At 71.7% G+C, this 21,489-nt stretch carries 20 protein-coding genes and 1 riboswitch; of the genes, 4 read left to right on the forward strand and 16 right to left on the reverse strand.

What is annotated here, in order from left to right; translation table 11 throughout:
- Window positions 1–39 precede the first annotated feature (39 nt).
- Together ASF94_RS14760 and murJ are read right to left on the reverse strand one after the other, a co-directional pair.
- The gene (locus tag ASF94_RS14760; protein ID WP_056667884.1) at window positions 40–900 is read right to left on the reverse strand and encodes a SirB1 family protein; all 861 of its coding nucleotides are present in this window, start codon (window positions 898–900) and stop codon (window positions 40–42) included.
- A 76-nt stretch (window positions 901–976) separates the two neighbouring features.
- Window positions 977–2,542, reverse strand: coding sequence for a murein biosynthesis integral membrane protein MurJ (murJ, locus tag ASF94_RS14765; RefSeq protein WP_056667887.1), 1,566 nt, complete (start codon window positions 2,540–2,542; stop codon window positions 977–979).
- Between the two features lie 125 nt (window positions 2,543–2,667).
- On the opposite strand from murJ, the gene rpsT reads away from it, so the two are divergent.
- Window positions 2,668–2,967 (forward strand): 30S ribosomal protein S20, encoded by a 300-nt coding sequence (rpsT, locus tag ASF94_RS14770; protein WP_056667890.1) that lies wholly within the window; start codon window positions 2,668–2,670, stop codon window positions 2,965–2,967.
- A 354-nt stretch (window positions 2,968–3,321) separates the two neighbouring features.
- Window positions 3,322–5,043, forward strand: a complete 1,722-nt coding sequence (gene mqo / locus ASF94_RS14775; protein WP_056667893.1) for a malate dehydrogenase (quinone) — start codon at window positions 3,322–3,324, stop codon at window positions 5,041–5,043.
- A gap of 311 nt (window positions 5,044–5,354) precedes the next feature.
- On the opposite strand, the gene cobT is transcribed toward mqo, so the two are convergent.
- The 14 genes from cobT to ASF94_RS14840 all read right to left on the reverse strand — a co-directional run bounded on the left by cobT (window position 5,355) and on the right by ASF94_RS14840 (window position 20,334).
- Window positions 5,355–6,473, reverse strand: a complete 1,119-nt coding sequence (gene cobT / locus ASF94_RS14780; RefSeq protein WP_082493314.1) for a nicotinate-nucleotide--dimethylbenzimidazole phosphoribosyltransferase — start codon at window positions 6,471–6,473, stop codon at window positions 5,355–5,357.
- A gap of 37 nt (window positions 6,474–6,510) precedes the next feature.
- Window positions 6,511–8,037, reverse strand: coding sequence for a cobyric acid synthase (locus ASF94_RS14785; protein WP_056667895.1), 1,527 nt, complete (start codon window positions 8,035–8,037; stop codon window positions 6,511–6,513).
- Between the two features lies 1 nt (window position 8,038).
- On the reverse strand, window positions 8,039–8,197 hold the full coding sequence (locus ASF94_RS21595) for a hypothetical protein (protein WP_200933079.1): 159 nt from the start codon (window positions 8,195–8,197) through the stop codon (window positions 8,039–8,041).
- 60 nt (window positions 8,198–8,257) lie between these two features.
- Window positions 8,258–9,088, reverse strand: coding sequence for an SDR family NAD(P)-dependent oxidoreductase (locus ASF94_RS14790; RefSeq protein WP_082493315.1), 831 nt, complete (start codon window positions 9,086–9,088; stop codon window positions 8,258–8,260).
- Between the two features lie 183 nt (window positions 9,089–9,271).
- Window positions 9,272–10,315: an aminotransferase class I/II-fold pyridoxal phosphate-dependent enzyme gene (locus ASF94_RS14795; protein ID WP_200933080.1), complete on the reverse strand. Its 1,044-nt coding sequence runs from the start codon at window positions 10,313–10,315 to the stop codon at window positions 9,272–9,274.
- Window positions 10,306–11,286 (reverse strand): adenosylcobinamide-phosphate synthase CbiB, encoded by a 981-nt coding sequence (cbiB, locus tag ASF94_RS14800; protein WP_056667898.1) that lies wholly within the window; start codon window positions 11,284–11,286, stop codon window positions 10,306–10,308. The genes ASF94_RS14795 and cbiB overlap by 10 nt, the downstream gene beginning before the upstream one ends.
- On the reverse strand, window positions 11,279–12,001 hold the full coding sequence (gene bluB / locus ASF94_RS14805) for a 5,6-dimethylbenzimidazole synthase (RefSeq protein ID WP_369818676.1): 723 nt from the start codon (window positions 11,999–12,001) through the stop codon (window positions 11,279–11,281). The genes cbiB and bluB overlap by 8 nt, the downstream gene beginning before the upstream one ends.
- A complete protein-coding gene (cobO, locus tag ASF94_RS14810) occupies window positions 12,001–12,570 on the reverse strand; it encodes a cob(I)yrinic acid a,c-diamide adenosyltransferase (RefSeq protein ID WP_056667900.1) in 570 nt (189 codons plus the stop codon). Before cobO ends, bluB begins: the two co-directional genes overlap by 1 nt.
- A 94-nt stretch (window positions 12,571–12,664) precedes the next feature.
- Window positions 12,665–13,516 carry an ABC transporter ATP-binding protein gene (locus ASF94_RS14815; RefSeq protein WP_056667904.1) on the reverse strand — a complete coding sequence of 284 codons (852 nt, stop codon included), beginning with the start codon at window positions 13,514–13,516 and terminating at the stop codon, window positions 12,665–12,667.
- Entirely contained in the window at window positions 13,513–14,580 is a 1,068-nt protein-coding gene (locus tag ASF94_RS14820; RefSeq protein ID WP_082493316.1) for an iron ABC transporter permease, read from the reverse strand. The genes ASF94_RS14815 and ASF94_RS14820 overlap by 4 nt, the downstream gene beginning before the upstream one ends.
- Window positions 14,580–15,458, reverse strand: a complete 879-nt coding sequence (locus ASF94_RS14825; RefSeq protein WP_082493317.1) for a helical backbone metal receptor — start codon at window positions 15,456–15,458, stop codon at window positions 14,580–14,582. Before ASF94_RS14825 ends, ASF94_RS14820 begins: the two co-directional genes overlap by 1 nt.
- An 871-nt stretch (window positions 15,459–16,329) precedes the next feature.
- Window positions 16,330–16,992, reverse strand: a complete 663-nt coding sequence (locus ASF94_RS14830) for a bifunctional adenosylcobinamide kinase/adenosylcobinamide-phosphate guanylyltransferase (protein WP_082493334.1) — start codon at window positions 16,990–16,992, stop codon at window positions 16,330–16,332.
- Between the two features lie 8 nt (window positions 16,993–17,000).
- Complete coding sequence (locus ASF94_RS14835) at window positions 17,001–18,401, reverse strand: cobyrinate a,c-diamide synthase (protein WP_056667907.1); 1,401 nt, start codon at window positions 18,399–18,401, stop codon at window positions 17,001–17,003.
- Window positions 18,402–18,480: 79 nt separating this feature from the next.
- Window positions 18,481–20,334, reverse strand: coding sequence for a TonB-dependent receptor domain-containing protein (locus ASF94_RS14840; RefSeq protein WP_056667910.1), 1,854 nt, complete (start codon window positions 20,332–20,334; stop codon window positions 18,481–18,483).
- Window positions 20,335–20,416: 82 nt separating this feature from the next.
- Window positions 20,417–20,683, reverse strand: a riboswitch (cobalamin riboswitch).
- 36 nt (window positions 20,684–20,719) lie between these two features.
- On the opposite strand from ASF94_RS14840, the gene ASF94_RS14845 reads away from it, so the two are divergent.
- Window positions 20,720–20,944 (forward strand): hypothetical protein, encoded by a 225-nt coding sequence (locus ASF94_RS14845; RefSeq protein ID WP_056667913.1) that lies wholly within the window; start codon window positions 20,720–20,722, stop codon window positions 20,942–20,944.
- Window positions 20,941–21,447 (forward strand): cell division protein ZapA, encoded by a 507-nt coding sequence (locus ASF94_RS20905; RefSeq protein ID WP_082493318.1) that lies wholly within the window; start codon window positions 20,941–20,943, stop codon window positions 21,445–21,447. The genes ASF94_RS14845 and ASF94_RS20905 overlap by 4 nt, the downstream gene beginning before the upstream one ends.
- Window positions 21,448–21,489: the final 42 nt, after the last annotated feature.

Consider the following 21,489-nt stretch of genomic DNA (forward strand, 5'->3'; position numbering starts at 1 on the left):
CCGAGAAGCAACGGGGCCCGCGCCGCGCGCAGGCGCGGATCAGTGGGGGCCGCCCAGCGTACGGCGCAGCGACCCGACCCGCTCGGTGATGGCGGCGGCGTCCAGGCCGTCCTCCGCCTGGGCGAGATAGGTCTCCAGATCGCTCACCGCCTGGCGCGCATTGCCGTGCTCGGCATGGGCCAGGCCCCGGTCGCGCCACTCGCCCCAGGCCTCGGGCTGCAGCACCAGCAGCCGGTCCTGGACGGCGATGAGCCGCGGCCAGTCCTGCTGCGAGCGGTGGATCTCCTTGAGGTTGCGCAGCACGCGCGCCAGGATGTCGCGGGCCGGAGCGGCCTGCAGGTACAGGCCCATGGGCACGTCGTCGTCACCCACCAGCCCATGGCGCCGCTGGTAGGGGTCGAGCCGCTCGCTCAGGTCTTCGCGCGACAGCGACCGGCCGGTCATCGGGTCGATCACCACCTGGCCATTGGGCAGCAGCACCTTCACCATGAAATGTCCCGGGAACGAGACACCGCGGGCATCCAGCCCCAGGCCCTGCGCCAGTTCCAGCCACAGGATGGCAAGCGAGATCGGAATGCCGCGCCGCGTGCGCAGCACGGCGTTGAGATAACTGTTGTCGGGGTCGTAGTAGTCGTTCAGGTTGCCGCCGAAGCCCAGGTCTCCGAAGAAGAACTGGTTCAGCGTGCGCAGCCGCTGCAACTCGGAGGCATCGGCCGGCAGCCGCCGTTGCAGCCGGGCCTGCAGCTGGTCGACATCACCCAGCAACTGCTGCACGTCCAGGTCGGGGTATTCGTCGTGGGCGATGGCAGCGGCCGCCTCGAGCAGCGGCAGATCGTCGCCGTCCCGCACCAGGGCGGCGAAGTATTCGAGCGGTGTCGGGACGGAAAATTGCAGGGCCATGGCGAAGGTTGTACGGTCAGCGCGGCGGGGGCGTCAAGCGCAGGGGCTTTCAGCGCGGTGGCCTGCGCCCCGGCCGTTACCGGCGCAGCAGGCGGCGCAGCCGCAGCCCGGAAGCCGCCAGCGCGCCGAAATAGAGGACCGCAGCGCCCAGCAGCAGCAGCGCCAGCAGGCCCGCGCGCCGCAGTCCGTCGGCCCGCATCGCCAGCCAGTCGAAATGCTGCGAGCCCCACACCAGGAAGATCGCCAGCAGCGCGCTGGCCGCCACCACCTGCAGCGCGAACTGCATCCAGCCCGGCTGGGGCTGGAAGCTGCCGCGGCGCAGCAGGCCTGCCAGCAGCCACAGTGCGTTCAGCACGGCGCCCAGCCCGATGGACAGCGCCAGCCCGGCATGGGCGATCCAGGGCACCAGCACGATGTTGAGCAGCTGCGTGAAGACCAGCACGGCGATGGCGATGCGCACCGGTGTCCGGATGTCCTGGCTGGCGTAGTAGCCCGGCGCCAGCACCTTGATCGCCACCAGGCCCACCAGGCCGGCGCCGTAGCCCGCCAGGGCCAGGGCGATCTGTCCCACGTCGCGGTCCTGCAGCGCGCCGTGGTGGAACAGGGTGGCCACCAGGGGTTCGGCGAAGGTCAGCAGGGCCACGGCGCTGGGAACGGCCAGCAGCACGACGATGCGCAGGCCCCAGTCGAGCATGGCCGAATAGCGTTCGGCGTCGCCCGCCGCCTTGGCGGCGGACAGCTGCGGCGTCAGCACCACGCTGAGCGCCACGCCCAGCAAAGCGGTCGGGAATTCCATCAGCCGGTCGGCGTAGAAGAGCCAGGTCACGCTGCCGGGCGCCAGGTAGGACGCGATCTGCGTGTTGATCATGAGCGAGATCTGCGCCACGCCCACGCCCAGCAGGGCCGGCGCCATCAGCCGCAGGATCTGGCGCACTGCCGGGTCGGCCAGCGCGTTTCGCACGCGGCCCCAGGTCATGCCGATGCGGGGCAGCAGGCGCAGCCGGTGCAGCGCCGGCAACTGCAGCGCCAGCTGCAGCACGCCGCCCACCATCACGCCGCCGGCCATCGCGTAGATGGGCTCGATGCCGCGCGCGGCCAGCTGCGGCGCGCCCAGCCAGGCCGCCACGATCATGCAGACGTTGAGCAGCACCGGCGTGATGGCCGGCACGGCGAAGCGCTTCCAGGTGTTGAGCACGCCGGCGGACAGCGCCACCAGCGACATGAAGCCGATGTAGGGAAACATCCAGCGGGTCATGAGCACGGCGGCGTCATAGCCGCCGCCCGTCTGCCGCAGCCCGCTGGCCAGCGCCCACACCAGCAGCGGCGCGCCCAGCACGCCCAGCAGGCAGGTCGCCAGCAGCGCCCAGAACAGCACCGTGGCCACATGGGCGATCAGCACGCGGGTCGCGTCCTCGCCATGCTGGGCCTTATGGCCGGCCAGCACCGGCACGAAGGCCTGGCTGAAGGCGCCCTCGGCGAACAGCCGGCGAAACAGGTTGGGAATGCGGAAGGCGACGTTGAAGGCGTCGGTCAGCGCGTTGGCGCCGAACATCGAAGCCATGAGCAGGTCGCGCGCCAGGCCCGTCACGCGGGAGGCCAGGGTCAGCAGGGATACGGTGGAGGCGGCTTTGAGCAGAGACACGGCCGCGAGTGTATGCCCTGGCCCGCAGGCGCCGGCCGTCGCGCCCGTGGCGGGCCTGATCCAGCGGTGGGCTATAATCGCGGGCTTCGCCGACATCATCCTCAGACAACTCAAGGAATACATATATGGCATCCGCCAAGCCCAAGAAAAAGAACCCCCGTCTCGCCTCCGGCCGCAAGCGCGTCCGCCAGGACGTGAAGCTGAACGCCGCCAACACCTCGCTGCGTTCCAAGTACCGCACCGCCGTCAAGAACGTCGAGAAGGCCGTCCTGGCCGGCGACAAGACGAAGGCCACCGAACTGTTTGCGAAGATGCAAGCTGTCGTCGACACCGTCGCCGACAAGGGCATCTTCCACAAGAACAAGGCTGCTCGCGACAAGAGCCGTCTGTCTTCCAAGGTGAAAGCCTTGGCCCTGGCCGCCTGACCTTTCAGGCAAACAGCCCGGATGGCCTCACCGCCATCCGCCGTTTGTAACGGGTGCGCTGTCAGCGAATAGAAAAGACCGCCTTCGGGCGGTTTTTTCGTTTCCGCTCCGAATGTCGTTGGAGGTGCATTTCTGTGCCTCGCCGCCACGTGCCGCTCAGGCCGCGACGGCGCCGGCACCACACTCCGCCCGCCTGCCCGCCCACCTACCCCCTACTAACACCAATTGACTAAAGTCAAAAATTGACACCCCGGCGACAATCCTCCGCTGGAGGAAGCTTTCACCCGACGAAAGCCGAAACAAGGCCTGCAATGCGCTTGCGGGCCTTTTTTATTGATTCAGCCAAGGGAAGACATGAAGAAATCGATCAAGACGCTGGCGGTGGCCCTGCTGGCGCTGGTGGTGGCGGCCGTACTGTTCCTCACGTGGCCGCTGGTGCCCCGTTCGGTGCCCGCCGCGGACAACGAGCAGCCGGTGGACGTGGTGATGGTGGGCGCGGGCGTGATGAGCACGACCCTGGCCACCTATCTGCAGGAACTGGAGCCCGACTGGAAGATCGAGGTGTTCGAGCGGCTGGACGGCGTGGCGCTGGAAAGCTCCAACGGCTGGAACAACGCCGGCACCGGCCATTCCGGCTTTGCCGAGCTGAACTACACGCCCGAGCTGCCCGACGGCACGATCGAAACCAAGCGCGCCGTCGGCATCGCCGAGCAGTTCGAAGTGTCGCGCCAGTTCTGGGCGCACCAGATCGGCCGCGGCCACATGCAGCAGCCGCAGACCTTCGTGAACCCGACGCCGCACATGAGCTTCGTGTGGGGCGACGCCAACATCGAATACCTGCGCAAACGCCATGCCGCGCTGACGAAGAACCCCCTCTTCTACGGCATGCAGTTCTCGCAGGACCAGTCCCAGATCAAGGCCTGGGCACCGCTGCTGATCGAGGGGCGCGACCCCGCGCAGAAGGTGGCGGCCACGTACATGCCGCTGGGCACCGACGTGAACTACGGCGTGGTGACGAACCAGCTGATGCAGAGCCTGCAAAAGAGCCCGAACTTCACCCTGAAGCTGCAGCATGAAGTGCGCGCCCTGCGCCAGAACGCCGACAAGACCTGGAACGTGACCGTGGCCGATCTGGCGGACGGCGCCAAGGAGCGGACCGTGAAGGCGAAATTCGTCTTCGTCGGTGCGGGCGGCGCGGCACTCAAGATGCTGCAGGCCTCCGGCATTCCCGAGTCGCGCAACTACGCCGGCTTTCCGGTGGGCGGCGAATGGCTCGCCATCGAGAACCCCGCCATCACCTCGCGTCACGACGTGAAGGCCTATGGCAAGGCCGCCGAAGGCTCGCCCCCGATGTCGGTGCCCCACCTGGATGCCCGCAAGCTCGACGGCAAGGACGTGGTGCTGTTCGGCCCCTTCGCGCTGCAGTCCACCAAGTTCTTGAAGCAGGGTTCCTGGTTCGACCTGTTCTCGTCGATCAACCACGACAACATCGGCGGCATGCTGCGCGTGGGCATCCACAACCTGGATCTGGTGAAGTACCTGGTGCAGCAGGCCGTGCTGACCGATGACGACCGCCAGCGCGCGGTGCAGGAATACTTCCCCAACATCAAGCGCGAAGACTGGCGCCTGGCCGTGGCCGGCCAGCGCGTGCAGGTCATCAAGCGCGACCCCAAGGAAGGCGCCGTGCTGCAGTTCGGCACGGAGATCGTCTCCGACCAGGACGGCACCATCGCCGCGCTGCTGGGCGCATCGCCCGGCGCATCCACCGCGCCGCACATCATGATCAACCTGATGACCCGGGTGTTCCCGCAGCAGATGACCGACGCGGGCTGGAAGCCGCGCCTGCAGCAGATCGTGCCGTCCTACGGCCGCAAGATCAACGACACGCCGGCGCTCACCAACGAGATCCGCCGCATGACCAGCTCCGCGCTGAATCTGCCGTACCTCGAGGTGCCGGCCGATGTGGCCACCCTGCCTGCCGTGGCGGCACCAGCGGCGCCATCGGCACCGGCTGCGCCGGCTGCGCCGGCTGCGCCGGCCGGCGGCACGCTGAACAAGGAAATGCAGGCGCTCTGATCCGCGCTGCCGCCCGCGCCGGCCTTCCGCCGGCACGCCAAGCCCCGCCCTGCACCGCAGCGCGGGGCTTTTTCCATGGGCACGCCCCGGCGGGCGGCGGGATCAGCCGCCGGCCAGGCCGTTCAGCACGGCGCACGGCGCAAACGCACTGCACACGCACTGCACACGCACTGCACATGCACTGCGCACGCGCTGCGCAATGGTGCGCAGGCACGCGCCGGCCGCCCACCTGCCCCGTCGGCGCATCGCGCGCCCGGGCTTCGGTCGCTGGATGCGACCCAGCACCCGCCGCCCGGCCCTGATGGGCCAGCTCAGGCCAGCGGCCCGTCCACGCTCGCCGACTCGAAGCTCGCCATCTCGCGCAGCACCGCGCAGGCCGACACCAGCAGCGGCCAGGCCAGCGCCGCGCCCGAGCCTTCGCCCAGCCGCAGGCCCAGGTCCAGCAGCGGCTCCGCGCCCATGCGCTGCAGCATCAGCGCATGGCCGCGTTCGCCCGATTGGTGGGCGAAGACGCAGCGCTGCAGCACCTGCGGCGCCAGCCGGCTCGCGACCAGCACGGCGGCGCTGGTGATGAAGCCGTCCACCACGATCACGCGCCGCTGGCGGGCGGCTTCCAGCACCGCGCCCACCAGCGTCGCAATCTCCAGCCCGCCGAGCGCGGCCAGGGCGGCCAGCGGCGTGGTGGCCGCGGCATTGGCCGCCAGGGCCTGCTCCAGCACGGCCCGCTTGCGGGCGATGCCGGCATCGTCCAGGCCGGTGCCGGCGCCGGTGCATTCCGAGAGCGGCACACCGCACAGGCGCGCCAGCAGCAGCGACGCGGCCGACGTGTTGCCGATGCCCATCTCGCCCAGCAGCAGCGCATTGCCGGGCAGGGCACGCACCACGGCCCGGCCGTTGGCGACGGCCGTGGCGCACTGCATCCCGGTCATCGCCGGGCCGATGGAGGCGTCTGCCGTGCCGGGCGCCACGCGGTGCGTGAGCAGGCGGGGCTGCCCGGGGGCGGGTGCGCGCGGCGCGATCTCGCGGGCCACGCCGCAATCCACCACCGTCAGCGCCAGGCCGTGCTGGCGTGCCAGCACGCTCACGGCCGCACCGCCGGCCAGGAAGTTCTCCACCATCTGCCAGGTCACGTCGCTGGGATAGGCGGACACCCCGCGCGCAGCCAGCCCGTGGTCCGCGGCGCAGATCAGCATCTGCGGCTGATCGAGGGCCGGCGCCTCCGAGCCCAGCACGCAGCCGATGCGCAGCGCCAGCGCTTCGAGCCGGCCGAGCGCGCCCAAAGGCTTGGTCTTGTGGTCGATCAGGTGCCGCAGCCGCGCCGCCAGCGCAGGGTCGGCGATGTCGGGGATGTCATCGATGTCTGAGACGTCGGTGGGTTCGGCGGGACCGGGAATGTCACCGGCCCGGCAAGGGTTCAAGCTTGGCTGCATGGCCAATCACTCCTGAAAAGATAGCTGCCCGCGCTGATCAATCAAGCGCTGGAGCATGATTTGGCATGGAAACGAGCGACTCCAGCACGCCCGGGGCGAACCAGGTGTCCACCCCGGCGCTCAGCCGGTCGAAGACCGTCTCCAGCGTGGGTGCCGCAGCGCCGAACAGGGCGTGCAGCGCGTTGGCGTCTTCGAACAGGCCGTGCAGGTACAGGCCCAGCACGTTGCCCCGGGCGTTCTGCCAGGCCAGGCCCGGGATGACTTCCCGAGCCACGTCGCCCGCCGCCGCCATCGCGGGGTGCTGCGCGGTCTGGCCGTGGTGGATCTCATAGCCCGCCACCGCCGTGCCCGACAGCGCCTGCCAGCCGCCCTGCAGCGCGCCGAAGGTGGTGCGGGTGTGGCGCACCGTCTTCTCCGGCGCGAAGGCCGTGACCAGCGGCAGCAGGCCCAGGCCCGGAGCATTGCCGTCCACGCCGTGCGTGTCGATCAGCGCCTCGCCCAGCATCTGCAGGCCGCCACACACGCCCAGCACCTGGCCGCCGCGCTCGGCGTGGGCGGCGATGGCGGCGTCCAGCCCCTGCGCACGCAGCCAGGCCAGATCGGCCGCAGTGGCCTTGGAGCCGGGCAGCACGATCCAGTCGGCGCCGGCCAGGTCGGCGGGCGCGCGCGCCCACAGCAGGCGCAAGCCGGGCACGCTCTTGAGCGGCTGGAACTCGTCCAGGTTGCTGATGCGCGGATAGGCCACCACGGCGACCGTGGTGTGCAGCGCGCCGCCCGCGCCGGCGCGGCCCTGCGCGGCGTCGTCGAACACGCCGTCTTCTTCCGGCAGGCCGTGGCCCCACTGCATGGGCACGGTGGCGACGACCGGCACGGCGGTGCGTTCGCGCAGCATCTCGGGCGCGGGCGCCAGCAGGGCGGGGTCGCCCCGAAACTTGTTCAGCACGAAGCCGTGGATCAGCGCCTGCTCTTCGGGCGGCAGCAGCGCCCAGGTGCCGTAGAGGTGGGCGAAGGCGCCGCCCCGGTCGATGTCGGCCACCAGCAGGCAGCGGGCCTGGGCATGGCGGGCGACGCGCATGTTGACCACGTCGCTGGCATGCAGGTTGATCTCGGCCGGCGAGCCGGCGCCCTCGATCACCACCACGTCGTTCTCGGCACGCAACGCGTCCAGCGCGGCGGCGATCTGCGGCCACACGCGGGCGCTGCGGCCACGCCACGGCAGGGCCGACAGCTCGGCGCTCACCTGCCCCATCAGCACCACCTGGCTGCGCGTGTCCGCCTCGGGTTTCAGCAGCAGCGGGTTCATGCGCACCTCGGGCGCGGCCCGCGCGGCCAGGGCCTGGAAATACTGCGCACTGCCGATCTCGCCCCAGGCCGCGAAACCGCTGCCGCCCGCCCCGCCGGCGCCCGCCACCGGCACCACGCGGGCGTTGTTGCTCATGTTCTGCGCCTTGAAAGGCGCCACCTTCAGGCCCTGGTTGCTGTACCAGCGGCACAGCGCCGTGGTCAGCCAGCTCTTGCCGGCACCGCTGGAGGTGCCCAGCACCATGACGCAATGCGCCGCCATGTCAGCCCGCCCTCCGGAGCGCGGCGGCACAGGCGGCTGCGGATGCGGATGCGGCTGCGGTGGTGGCCTCGGCAGCGGAGGCAGCGGAGGCAGCGGAGGCAGCGTTGGCGGTGGCGGTGGCGGTGGCGGTGGCGGAGAGGAAGCGATTCGAAGACGTCATGGCGGGCCTGGTGGAGCCCGCCATTGTCCCCCGTGCCGGCCTGTCTGCCGGCGCCGCGGGTCAGGCTTGCGGCGGCTGGCCGTTCGACGCCGACACCCCGCCGTCCACCGGCAGGATCACGCCGGTGACGAAGCGCGCATCGTCGCTCGCCAGGAAGGCGATCACCGAGGCGATCTCTTCCGGCTCGGCGCCCCGGCCCAGCGGAATGCGCTCGGCGAACTTGGCCAGCAGCTCCGGGTTGCTCTTGATGTCTTCCGTCATGCCGGTGAACGTCAGGCTGGGCGCCACCGCGTTCACCCGCACGCCGTCCTTGCCATGGTCCATGGCCAGGGCGCGGGTCAGGTTGGAGACCGCGCCCTTGGACGTGTTGTAGAAGCTCATGTCCCAGTCACCGCCCAAGCCCGACACCGACGAGGTGTTGACCATGCAGCCCTTGGCGCGGATGAGGTGCGGCAACGCAGCGCGCGCGCCATGGAACACCCCCGACACGTTGGTTGCCAGCACGCGGTGCCAGTCCTCGATGCTGGCTTCGGTGGCCTTGCCCTGCACGGCGATGCCGGCGTTGTTGACCATCACGTCCAGCCGGCCGAAGCGCTGGACCGTGGCCTCCACCAGCGCCTGCACGTCTTCCCACTTCGACACGTCGGTGGCCTGGGCCAGCGTGCGATCCGCCGGCAGGTCGCCGCGCGTGGCAGCCAGCTTGTCGTCGCTCAGGTCGGCGATGGCCACCATCGCGCCTTCCTGCGCAAAGCGCCGGGCGGTGGCAGCGCCGATGCCGGAGCCCGCGCCGGTGACGATGACGACCTTGCCGGCGAAGCGCTGCGCTTGCAGCGTGGCGGGCGACGGGGTGGTGGAGGAGGAGGAATCTGCGTGGGAATCGGTGGCGGGCATTGCGGCTCCTGGGTCGGGTAGGGAACTGAACGGGCGGCCGTGGCAGGCCGTGCGACAGCCCGAAATCCTCCTGTGCCCGGGGCGGACGGCCCGGCCGCCAGGCGCGCGTTGCGATGTCAGCCGCCACGCCACCCGCGTGTGGATGGACGTCCAACCCCCGGCGAGGAGCTCAGCAGCCCTCGGTCACCCGCCGTCGGCAGCTGTCAAGTCGGCAGCGAGGACGGCGCAGCCCAAGGCCGCCTGCGCCTCCGGCCCCAGCACCCCCAGCCGCACCTGGCCCGGCAGGCCGAACGAGGCGCAGTCGCGCAGCTTGATGCCCTGCGCGCGCAGCGCTGCCAGCGTGGCGGGCATGTCGGCCGCCAGCGCCGGCGGCAGCCGGGCGGTGAAGTAGTTGGCCAGGCTGCCCGGCTGCACCTGCCAGCCCAGCGCGGCGCAGAGCGCGATCTGCGCGGCCTTCCAGGCGCGCAGGGTGTCGCGGCTGGAGGCGAGCCAATGCTGCGTTGCGGGCTGCGTCCACGCCTGCAGCAGCGCGACGCCGTGGGCGCCCAGCGGCCAGGAAGGCGCCAGGCGGACGAGGCCGGCGACGAGGTCTTCGCAGGCCCCCGCGGGTGCGACCGCATAGGACGCGCGCACGCCGGTGAGGCCCAGGGCCTTGTTGGGCGTCCAGAGCTGCCAGGCCGTTGGCGGCAGCGGGCGCGGCGTGCCGTGCAGGCGCAGCGGCGCGTAGGCGCAGTCGACCACTTGCAGCGCCCCCTCGGGCACAGCGCAGCCGGGGGCCAGCGCCGGGTCTTCCTGGCCCAGGGGGCTGGAGGGCTCGCAGGCCCAGTGCAGCCCCGCCGCGGGCCCGGCCGGCGCCTCGCCGCCCTGCCCTGCCGGCACCGTGGCCAGGCCCCAGGCTGCGGCGGCGCGGGCGTAGTCGCCGTAGCTGTGGGCGGGCAGGCGCACGGCCGTTGCGCGCCGCTGCGCCGCCAGGGCCGTGACGCGGTGGATGAATTCGCTGGCGCTGGCGGCGATGACGATGCGGCTGGCCGCCACGCCGTGGAACGCGCCGAGGGCTTCGCGCAGCGCGGTGTAGGCCGGGTCGGGATAGCGCGCGGCGTCGGCGTCGCGCAGTGCGGCGACCGCCTGCGGGCACGGGCCGCAGGCATTGGCGTTGGTGGAAAAGTCGTGCAGCGGCACGCCCTGGGCGTCGGGGCCGCCATGCTCGGCGGGGTGGTTCACCGCCATGGCAGGACTGCTATCATAAAAATAGCAATAAGTGCAATGGGGATGAGCGCCACAACTACTTTCGATGCCCAGTGCGCTGCATGGTAGGTGTCGGTCGGCCCGGCCGCCCGCCCGTCGGCGTTGAGCGTGTAGACCTGGGGCTTGGCCAGCCGCACGCCCAGCGCCAGCGCCATGGCGGCCATCGGCCAGCCGCTGTTGGGCGACGGCGTGCGGCGGGCCTCGGCGCGCAGCCGCTGCCAGGTCGTGGGGGTGCCGCGGCGTGGCGCCAGGCACCACAGCAGCAGCGCGGTGAGCCGCGCGGGCGCCCAGGAGAGCACATCGTCCGCCCGGGCCGCCCACTTGCCGGCCCACTGCCACCACCGGCCGCCGCGCATGCCGGGGTAGCCCCACATGGCGTCGGCGGTGTTGGCGAAGCGGTAGAGCGCCGCGCCCGGCAGGCCCAGCAGCGCAAACCAGAAGAGCGGCGCGACGACCGAGTCGTTGAGGTTCTCGGCCAGCGACTCGATGGCGGATTCGCGCACCTGCACCGCGTCCAGCACGCTCACGTCGCGGCTGACCAGGCGCGCCAGCCGGGCGCGGCCCGCGTCGAGCGAGTCAGCGAGCCCGGCTTCCACCGCCAGCACCTCCGTGCGCAGCATGCGCCAGGCGAGCAGCGGTTTGAGCAGCAGTGCGATCAGCGCGGCGGCGGCCCAGGCGGGCGCATGGTGCAGCAGCCACCACTGAACACCGGCCGCCACGATCGAAACCGCCCCAGCCAGAAGGCACCAGATGAGCGCGGCCTGCCAGAAACACTTCCAGTCCCGCCCCGTGGGTGCGGTCGGAGCCACCCGGTCGCCGCCCCACTGCAGGGCGTGGCCCATCCACACCACCGGGTGCAGGGCGGCCGGCGGCTCGCCGAACAGGCGGTCGATCAGCAAGGCCAGCGGCACGGCGGCGGCCAGCACCCAGGGGGCTTGCGACGGCTCAAGCATCGGTGGTCTCGCCCGCGCCCTCGCCCTCGCCCTCGCCTGCCAGCCAGCCGGCCGGGTGGCCCCAGGCGCCCTCGAACACCACCGAGGCGAGCGGCGCGCGCCGGGCCCAGCGTTCGCGCTCAAGCATCGGCTCTTCGTAGAAATCGTGCACCGGCCCGAGCGACAGCAGCGCGACCGCCTCGGCACCTGCCGGCAGGCCCAGCAGCGCGCCGACGTCCGCCGGGTCGAACATCGACACCCAGCCCATGCCCAGCCCTTCCGCCCGGGCGGCCAGCCACAGGTTCTGGATGGCGCAGGCGACGGAGGCCAGGTCCATCTGCGGCAGCGTGCGGCGACCGAAGACATGGGCGTCGCGCCCGTCGGCCAGCGCCACCACCAGCAATTCGGCCGCATCGCGCAGCCCTTCGACCTTGAGCTGCAGGAAGGCGGCCTGCCGCTCGCCCAGCGCCTGGGCGGTGCGCTGGCGCTCGGTCTCCACGCAGGCTTGCAGGCGCTGGCGCAGCACGGCGTCGTCGCTCACGCGGATGAAGCGCCAGGGCTGCATGAAGCCGACGCTGGGCGCATGGTGCGCGGCGGCCAGCAGGCGGGCCAGCACGTCCGGCGCGACCTGGCCGCCGGCGAAGTGGCGCATGTCGCGGCGCTCGCGGATGGCGCGGTAGACGGCAGCGCGCTCGCCGTCGGCATAGGCCGGGTGGGATTGGTCGGCCGCCACCACTAGTCCTCGATGCCCCGCTGCGCCGGCACGCCGGCCTGGAATGCATGCTTCACCAGCGCCATTTCGGTCACCGTGTCGGCCACGTCGATCACCTCCTGCGGGCAGCGGCGGCCGGTGAGCATCACATGCACGTCGCGCGGCCGGGCGGCGAGCGTGTCCAGCACCTCCTGCAGCGGCACCCAGCCGTAGATCAGCGGGTAGGTCACCTCGTCCAGCACCACCAGGAAGAATTCGCCCCCCAGGATGGCGGCCTTGGCGCGCTCCCAGCCCGCGCGGGCCAGGTCGGCGGAATGGTCCAGGTCGCGGCTCTTCCAGGTGAAGCCGTCGCCCAGGCCTTCGATGGGGATGCCGATCTGCTCGAACATGCGGTGTTCGCCGAAGCGGGCCGTGGGCACTTTCATGAACTGGAAGATCTTGACGGCCTTGCCGCGCCCATGCGCGCGCAGCGCGAGGCCGAAGGCGGAAGTGCTCTTGCCCTTGCCGTTGCCGGTGTTGACCAGCACGAGCCCGCGGCGCTCGCCCTCGGCTTTGTCGGAACGTTTTTCGGCGGGTGGGGTTTCGATGTCCATGGGGTCTGTGTTTCCTGCGGTCGTGTGGTTTGTCGGTCGGCGGCGCCGGGGCTGCGGGGCTGGCCCGCTGTCCTGGGCCCCGGAGCCCGGGGTGTCAGTCGCCCTTCGGCCCGGTCGGCCTGAGGGCGGTGGCTGCCGCAGCAGCGCCAGCGGCGGCCTCGATGCGCGGCAGCGCGAGCCACTGCCCGTCCAGCTGCCGCACGCGGATGCGGTGGTCGAACACGGCCTCCAGCACCGCGTGCGTGGCGGCGTCGCCGCAGTCGCCATGGTGCAGCACGCGCCCGCCGGCGACGACGACCATGGCGTCGGCCTGCAGCGCCAGGGTCACTTCATGCAGCACGCTGACCACGGTGCCGCCCGCGGCGACCAGGGCGCGCACGGTGTGCAGCCAGTCGGCCTGGTGTGGCGGGTCGAGGTTGGCGAGCGGCTCGTCCATCAGCAGCACCGGGGCCTGCACGGCGAGCGCGCGGGCCAGCAGCACGCGCTGGCGCTCGCCGCCCGAGAGCTGCGAGAGCGGCCGATGGCGCCAGTCCCAGGCCTGCGTGGTGCGCAGCGCCTGCTCGACCGCAGCGTGGTCGGCCGCGCCGGGCGGGGCCATCCAGGGCTGGTGCGGCAGGCGGCCGAGCATGGCGGCGTCGTAGGCGGTCAGTTCGTCGGCCGAGGTTTCCTCGTTCTGGCCCAGCCAGGCCATCTGGCGGGCCCGTTCGCGGCCGGGCAGATGGTTCAGCAGGGTGCCGTTCAGGCGCACCTCGCCGTCGACGCGCCCGGCGCGCCCGGCGCGCAACACGCCGGCCAGCACCTTGAGCAGCGTGGACTTGCCCGCGCCGTTCGGCCCGACCACGCTGGTCCAGCAGCCGGCGGGCAGATCCAGGTCGATGCCTTGCAATATCGAGGCATTTCCGATGCGGGCGCTTATTCCACGGGCGCTGATAGCTATTTTTTTCATAGCGCACCGCCTTGCACCGAGCGGCGGTGCATCAGCCACAGCAGGTAGCTGCCGCCCAGCGCGGCGGTCAGCACGCCCACGGGCAGCTCCTGCGGGGCCAGCGCCCAGCGCGCCAGGATGTCGGCCGCCAGCAGCAGCGTGGCCCCCATCAGGCTGGACAGCAGCACGTGGCGCTGGTGCGTCACGCGGGCGATGGAGCGCACAAGATGCGGCGCGGCCAGGCCCACGAAGGCGATCAGGCCGGTCTGCGCCACCGCCGTGCCGGTGGCCAGCGCCATGGCCGCCACCAGCCCGGCGCGCATGGGGCCGAGCGGCAGGCCCAGGCTGGCGGCGGTCGCCTCGCCCAGCGTCAGCCCGTCCAGCGCACGCGCCAGCGCCCAGGCGGCCCCGGCGGACAGCGCCCAGGCTGCGGCCATCAGCGCACAGGCCACCCAGCCGACGAAGCTGGTGCTGCCCAGCGTGAACGCCTGCATCGCCTGCAGGATGTCGGGCGAGGCCAGCTCGACCAGGTCGCGCGCGGCGCCCAGCACCACGCCCACGATCACCCCGGCCAGCAGCAGCCGCAGCGTGTGCTGCACGCCGCGCGCCAGCGCCAGGGTGAGCAGCACGGCGCCCGTCGCGCCGAGAAAGGCCATGCCGGTCACGCCCACCCGCGCCAGCCACTGCGCGGCCGTGGGCGACACGCCGAAGAACGCCATCGCCAGGGCCCCGCCCAGCGCGGCGCCCGAGGCGCTGCCCAGCAGGTACGGGTCGGCCAGCGGGTTGCGAAAGAGTCCCTGCGCGACGGCGCCCGCCAGCCCGAGCAGCGCGCCCGCCAGCCAGGCCCCCGCCGTGCGCGGCAAGCGGATGTCCCAGACGATCTGCAGCGCGACGGGGTCGTGCGCCATGCGCAGCACGCTGTCGAAACCGGTGCTGCCCACGCTGGCGCCCAGCAGCATCAAAAGCGCGCTGGCCACGAGCAGGCCCACGGCCAGCCAGCCGGCGCGGTGCGTGGCGGCAGGGGCAGCGGCGGCGGCAGGGGCAGCGGCGGCAGGCCGCGCGGCATCGGGCGCTGGCAGCGGCATCACGGCGCCTTGTCGGCGATGCAGCGCGCCATGATGCGGGCGGCCTCCGCCATGCGCGGGCCGGGGCGCACCACCACGTCGGCCTCGCCCGGGCCGAAAGCGCAGATGCGGTTGTCGCGCACGGCGGGCAGGCTGTCCCAGCCCGGGTAGAACACCGCCTGCTGCATGCTGCGGTTGCCGATCAGGATGATCTGCGGACGGGCCCGCACGACGAATTCCGGGTTCAGCCGGGGGAAGGGCCCGAGGGCCGCCGGCACCACGTTGCGCACGCCCAGCCGCGTCAGCGTCTCGCCGATGAACGAACTCTCGCCCGCGGCATACGGCCCCCGGCTGACCTCGAAATACACGCGCACGTTCTGCGCCCGCGCCGGCAGCGACTGCGTGGCCGCCTGCACGCCGGCGTCGATCACGCGCCAGACCCGGTCGGCCCCCTGCGCCGCCGGCACGCCCAGCAGCTGCCCCATGGTGGCCAGCACGCGGCGCACGTCGGCATGCGTCTTGGGCTCCAGCGCCACGACCTTGATGCCCAGCGCCTCCAGCCGGTCGCTGGCGCGCGAGCTGGCGGCCAGCAGCACCACGTCGGGCTTCAGGGCAACGATGGCCTCGATGTTCGGATCGATGCCGCCGCCGACCTGCGGCAGGCGCTGCACCGCTTCGGGCCAGTTGGAGTAGCGGTCCACGCCGACCAGGCGGTGGCACTGGTCGAGGGCGCAGACGGTTTCGGTGAGGGAGGGGAGGAGGCTGACGATGCGGTCGGGGGGCTTGGGGAAGGATTGGGTGCGACCTCGGGCGTCGGTGATGTCCATCGCTACAGCGGGCAAGGTGGCTGTGGCGAGGACGAGTGCGGTAGTCAGGAGAGTGAGGATGCGGCAGGGCATGGGATTTTCAGCCTCTAGTTGCTGAGTTGTGCCGGCTTCCGGCGGGACGTTGCCTCCCGGGGCCGGGATTTCGCCCCGGCGGGCGAGGTCCTTTTCTTTGCTTCGCCAAAGAAAAGTACCCAAAAGAAAGGCGACCCTGCTGTGCGCGTCCCCTCCGCTGCGCTGCGGGGCAACCTGCGATGCTCGGTCGGCGGGTGCTGCCGCAGAACTCACTRCGCGCTGSCGCGCTCCGTTCARACARCTGCGGCAAGTCAGAGCACGAAGTGCGTGTGTCCTTCGGCACACGCACGCACCCGCCGCCCTGCGCTTCTCGGCACGCACAGAAGGGCGTGGGGGACGATTCGGGCCATCGCTGCGCTCGGCCCCCAACGCGCGCGCTGCGCGCTGCGCTCCAGGCCGAGCGCAGCGATGGCCCGGATCGGGCGTTCGGGTTCCCTTCTGTGCGTGCCGAGAAGCGCAGCGCGTGAAGGGCGCATGCGTGCCGMAGGACACGCATGCTKCAAGCTCTGACTTGCCGCAGTTGTCTGACAGTGAGTTCTGCGGCAGCCCTTCACGCGCGAGCATCGCAGGTTGCCCGWAGCGCAGCGAAGGGACACGCACAGCAGGGTCGCCCTTTCTTTGGTGACTTTCTTTCGGCGAGACGAAAGAAAGTTACTCGCCCGCCGGGGCGAAATCCCGGCCCCGGAAAGCCACCGCCCAGCACCCGCCAGCACCGCCCCTGCAGCAAGCCCAGCCTTCGACAAGCCCAGCCAGAACGGCCGGAGATACACGCGAAGTCCTGCACAACGCGCAAGAAAAGCACTCACCCACCCAGGCGACATCCCGCCCAAGGCAAGCAAGCGCACAGCAGCAACCAAAGCAGCCCCCACCGTCATCCCTTGAGCCGAAGCGCCACCCCCGCCACCACCAACGTCACCCGCTCACACACCTCCCCCACCCGCTGATTCAACCGCCCCAGCTCATCCACGAACGCCCTCACCTCCCGCCCCATCGGAATCACGCCCAAGCCGATCTCATTGCCCACCAGCACCACCGGCCCGGGCGCCTTCAACATCGCCACCAGAAAGAGAGCAACCTGCGCCTGGTAATCAAGCGCTGCAGCCCGATTGGGCGCAGATTCCGCGCCAGCAGCAACAGCAACAGCGTCCTCCGCCGGCATCAGCCAGTTCGTCAGCCACAGCGTCAGGCAGTCCACCACGATCAACGTCCGTGCATCGGAATGCCGCGCCAGCGCGCCGGCCAGGTCGCGCGGCTCCTCCAGCGTGGCCAGGCCCGGCACGCGCTCTGCCCGGTCGCGCTGGTGGCGGGCGATGCGTTCGCGCATCTCGTCGTCCCAGGGCTGGCCGGTGGCGATCAGCAGCGCGCGGTGGTCGGGCGACGCCGCCAGCCAGTCGCGCGCGATCAGCTCGGCCCGGCGCGACTTGCCGCTTTTCTGGCCGCCCAGGATGAATTCCGAGCGGGCCACGGACGATGGCGATGACGCTGGCGGAGCCGCCGGCGAGAAGTGGGAAGGCAGCAGGGAAGCAGCGGACATGGTGCGGGTCATTCAGCGCCGAAAAGCGCGGCCGTGGCACGCGGGTTCGAGGCGAACCAGGCGTGGAAGTAGCTGGCCTGCACGCTGCCGTGGCGGTAGAGCGCCTCGCCGGGCGCGCCGCCCTCGGGCGCGTGGGGCCGGGTGGTGCGGGCGCGCACGGCGGCAGGGCTGTCGCAGGTGGAATAGTGGAAGGTGTGGCCGCGCAGCACCTGGCCGTCCAGCACCTCGAGCTGCTGCGGTCCCAGCGCGGCCAGGCGGCGCTGCATGGTGACGTGGCCCGGCAGCAGGCCCCAGAGCGGCAGGCGGCGGCCGTCCTGCAGGGTGATCGATTCGAACAGCGCCATCATGCCGCCGCATTCTGCCCATACGGCCCGGCGGGCGGCGACATGCTCGCGCAGGCTCTGCTGCATGCCGGTGTTGGCGGCCAGCGCCTCGGCGTGCAGCTCGGGATAGCCACCCGGCAGCCAGACGGCGTCGCACGGCGGCAAGGCGGTGCCCTGCAGCGGCGAGAAGCGCACCACGCGCGCGCCCAGGCGCTCCAGCGTCTGCAGATTGGCGTCGTATACGAAGCAGAAGGCGGCATCGCCCCCGACCGCGACGGTGCGGCCGGCGAGCAGCGGCGGCGTCGGGGACGCGGGATCGGCGTCATCGGCACCATTACCGGGCGCAGCGAATTCGACACTCCAGCGCCGCAGCGCAGCCCCGTCCAGCTGGCCCAGCGGCGTGGCGGCGAGCGCATCGGCGGCGGCGTCCAGGCGCTGCAGGGCGTCGGGCAGCTCGTGCGCGGCCACCAGTCCCAGGTGGCGTTCGGGCAGCAGGCGCGGCCCGCTCTCGCCGGCCCCCGGGGCCACGCGGGGCAGCGCGCCCAGCCAGTCGGCCGGGTCGTTCAGACCCGCGCGCAGCAGGCTGGCATGGCGTTCGGTGGCCACGCGGTTGGCCAGCACGCCCGCCCAGGGCAGGCCGGCGCGGTAGTGGCGCAGGCCGTGCACGATGGCGCCCAGCGTGCCGCCCATGGCCGAGGCGTCGACCACCGCCAGCACCGGAATGCCGAAGTGCGTGGCCAGGTCGGCCACCGAGCGTTCGCCGTCGAACAAGCCCATCACGCCTTCGATGAGCAGCAGGTCGGCGTCCTGCGCGGCCTCGTGCAGCCGGCGGGCGCAGTCGGCCGCGCCGGTCATCCAGAGGTCGAGCTGGTGCACGGGCGCGCCGCTGGCCAGCTGGTGCCAGTGCGGGTCGAGAAAATCGGGCCCGCACTTGAAGACCCGCACGCGCCGCCCCTGGCGGGCATGCAGCCGGGCCAGCGCCGCGGTGACGGTGGTCTTGCCCTGGCCCGAAGCCGGGGCGGCGATGACGAGGGCCGGGCAGCGGACGCCGCCGCCCGTCGCGGGCCCCGCCCCGTTCCCGGGCATCGCGGGTGCTGATCCGGCCTGCATGGGATTCAGGCGCCCCGGCATGCGGCGGCCCTCACTGCGGCCATCACCGCAGCCATCACTGCGGCGCCCACTTCAGCCCCACGTAGAGCGTGCGGCCCTCGGTCGCGTAGGTGCGCGCCGTCTCATAGCGCTTGTCGCTCAGGTTCTCCACGCGCGCCAGCAAGGTGAAGTCGCGCGCCACGCGGGTGCTGGCGTAGAGGTTGACCAGCCCGTAGCCGCCGAGCACGTTGGTGTTGGCGGCTTCGTTGAATCGGCGGCCCGAGGCCTGCACTTCGGCGCCCCAGGTCCAGCCGGCCAGTTCGGTGTCGGCGCCCAGCGAGGCGTGCCGCTTGGCCCGGCGCGCCAGCTGGCGCCCGGTGTCGAGGTCGCGCGGATCCTGCCAGTCGATCGAGCCGCGCAGGTTCACGCCGGCCATGCGGTGCGAGCCCGACAGCGTGACGCCGCTGTATTCCGCCCGGCCGATGCTTTCGTAGCAGCCGAAGGTATTGGCACAGGTGCCGGGCGCGCCGAAGTTGATCAGGTTGCGCACGCGGTTGCGGTACGCCACCACGCCCACGCTGCTGTCGCCCTCTGTCCAGCGCAGGCCCGCCTCGATGTTGCGGCCCGACTCGGGCTGCAGCGTGGCCACGCCGTATTCGCTGAAGCGCTGATACAGCGTGGGCGCACGGAAGGAGGTGCCCGCCGAAACGGTGGCACGCCACTGCGGCGTGAGGGCCAGGCCATAGGCCAGGCTGCCGGTGCTCTTGCCGCCGAACTCGCTGTCGTCGTCGCGGCGCAGGTTGGCCTGGAACGAATGCGCGCCCAGGGCCACGCCATAGCCCAGCGCCAGCGCGTTCTGCGAGCGCTCGCCGCGCAGCTCGGTCGCGCTGGCGGAGGCCGCCGGATTGCGCAGCTCGTCCTCGCGGCGCTCCAGCGCGGCCGTGAACAGGTGCGCGCCCAGGCGCCATTCGTTCTGGAAGAGGTAGTTGCGCAGCGTGGTTTCGGTTTCGTAGAAGCTGGGCGTGGTGCGGTATTCGCTGCGCGAGGTCGTGGCCTGCAGGCGCGTGGTGTAGCTGTCGCTCCAGCGCGCCGCCCACGACAGCCCGCCCGTGCGCAGCTGGTGGTGGTTGCGGTCGTCGACCTTCGCGCTGTTGTCGTACTGCGACTCGAGGTTGCTGGCCAGCAGCGTGCCTTCGATGCGGTGGCGCGGGTCGATCTGCAGGCCCACGCGGGCATTGCCCGAGGTGCGGCGGTAGCCGTCGTCGTCCGGGTTGGCGGTGGGCGTGGTGCGGGCATTGAAGCCGTCGCTGCGCTCGTGCGAGATGCCCAGCGAATAGTCCACCATGCCGGCGCCGCCGCTCACGCCCGCCTGCGCGGTGCGCGTGCCGCGGCTGCCCAGGCCCACTTGTGCGTAGGGCGCGGGCTTGCCTTCGCCCTTCTTCGTGAAGAGCTGGATCACGCCGCCGATGGCGTCGGAGCCATACACCGCCGCAGCGGGCCCGCGCAGCACTTCGATGCGGTCGATCTGCGCCAGGGGAATCTGCTCCCACATCGCGCCGCCGGTGGTCTGTGAGTCGACCCGCACGCCGTCGATGTAGACGGCGGTGAAGCGCGACTCGGCGCCGCGCAGGAACACGCTGCTGCTGCTGCCCTGCCCGCCGTTGCGGGAGATCTCCGCACCGGGCAGGCGCGCCAGCAGGTCGGCCACGCCCACGGCGCCGCTGCGCTCGATGGTGTCGCGGTCCACGATGGACACGTCGGCCACCAGGTCGGCGAGGGGGCGTTCCACGCGGGTGGCGGTCACCACCGTGTCGCGCAGCTGGGGGGCGGTGGCGGCTTGCGCCAGCAGGGTCTGGGAAGCAGCGGGCCAGGCGGCGCCCACGGCGAGAGGCAGCGCGGCGAGGCGCAGAAGGCAAAGGCGGGTTGTCATGACGAGGTGTGCCGAGGAAAATTCACCCTGACCGGCCTCCCCGCCGGTCTGTGGGCATCACGGCCGCCGCGCCATCGAAGGCGTGGGCGGCCACCGTGTTGGCCGGTATCCGGGCTGGCGACACACCCTTCCATCGCCTTCCCAGGCGCTTGTTCAACGCGCCCAGTGGCATGTGGATGGAGAGAGGGAAGCACCGCCGGGATCCGTGCGGACACCCGGGGTGATTCGGTCGCTGACCGTTGCGGGGGCAGCGCAGGCTCGGCACGTACCCGGTGGGGGCGCCTCCCTGCTTCCCGTTGAACTGCGGCATGCGAACCATGCAGCGAGCACCAACCACATGATTTTACGGTGCGTTCGCAAACGCAACCCTACAATCCCACGCTCTATGGCAAACACCTCCTCCATCGATGAAATCGCCGAGCGGGTCGAGCGGCTGCTGACCAGGCATGCCGAACTCCAGCGCACCAACACCCTGCTGGCCCAGCAGGTGATGGACCTGACCCAGGAACGCGATTCGCTCAAGTCCCGCCTGAACGCGGCGCGGGCGCGCGTCGATGCCCTGCTCGACCGCCTGCCGGCCACGCCCGACCCGAAAGAAGACGCACCATGAAGCAGATCGAGGTTCGCATCCTGCAGCAGAGCTATCTGCTGACCTGCCCGCAGGGGCACGAACAGCGCCTGCTGGAAGCGGTGGAGCGCGTGGACAGCGCCATGACGCGCATCCGCGACGCTGGCAAGGTGCGGGCCCGCGAACGCATCGCCGTGCTGGCCGCGCTCAACCTGGCCTTCGAGGTCTTCGACCGCGAAGCGGCCCGCCAGGCGGCCGAGCTGGAAGCCTCGGCGAGCGGCGCCCATCCTGCCCCGTCGGCCGACGGGTCTGCCGATCCGACGTCGGCAGAAGAAACGGCCGCCCTGCCCGCCGCAGCATTCGCGGCCGAGGGTTCACCTGACACAAGCGCGGCACTGCCCGCGCCCGGCCTCTTCGACCAGGGCGCCTTGCCGCTGGAGGAGAGCGCCGAGCAGCAGGCCCAAAAGCAGCACACCCAGCAGCGCATCGACGCGCTGCTCCAGCGGCTGGACCACGCCCTGGACGGCGGCGCACGCGCGGCCTGACAAGGGCGGGCTGACGAGGGCGGCGCGGGCAGGCGGTGGCGC

Source organism: Acidovorax sp. Leaf160 (assembly GCF_001424265.1).
Taxonomy (GTDB): Bacteria; Pseudomonadota; Gammaproteobacteria; order Burkholderiales; family Burkholderiaceae_C; genus Paracidovorax.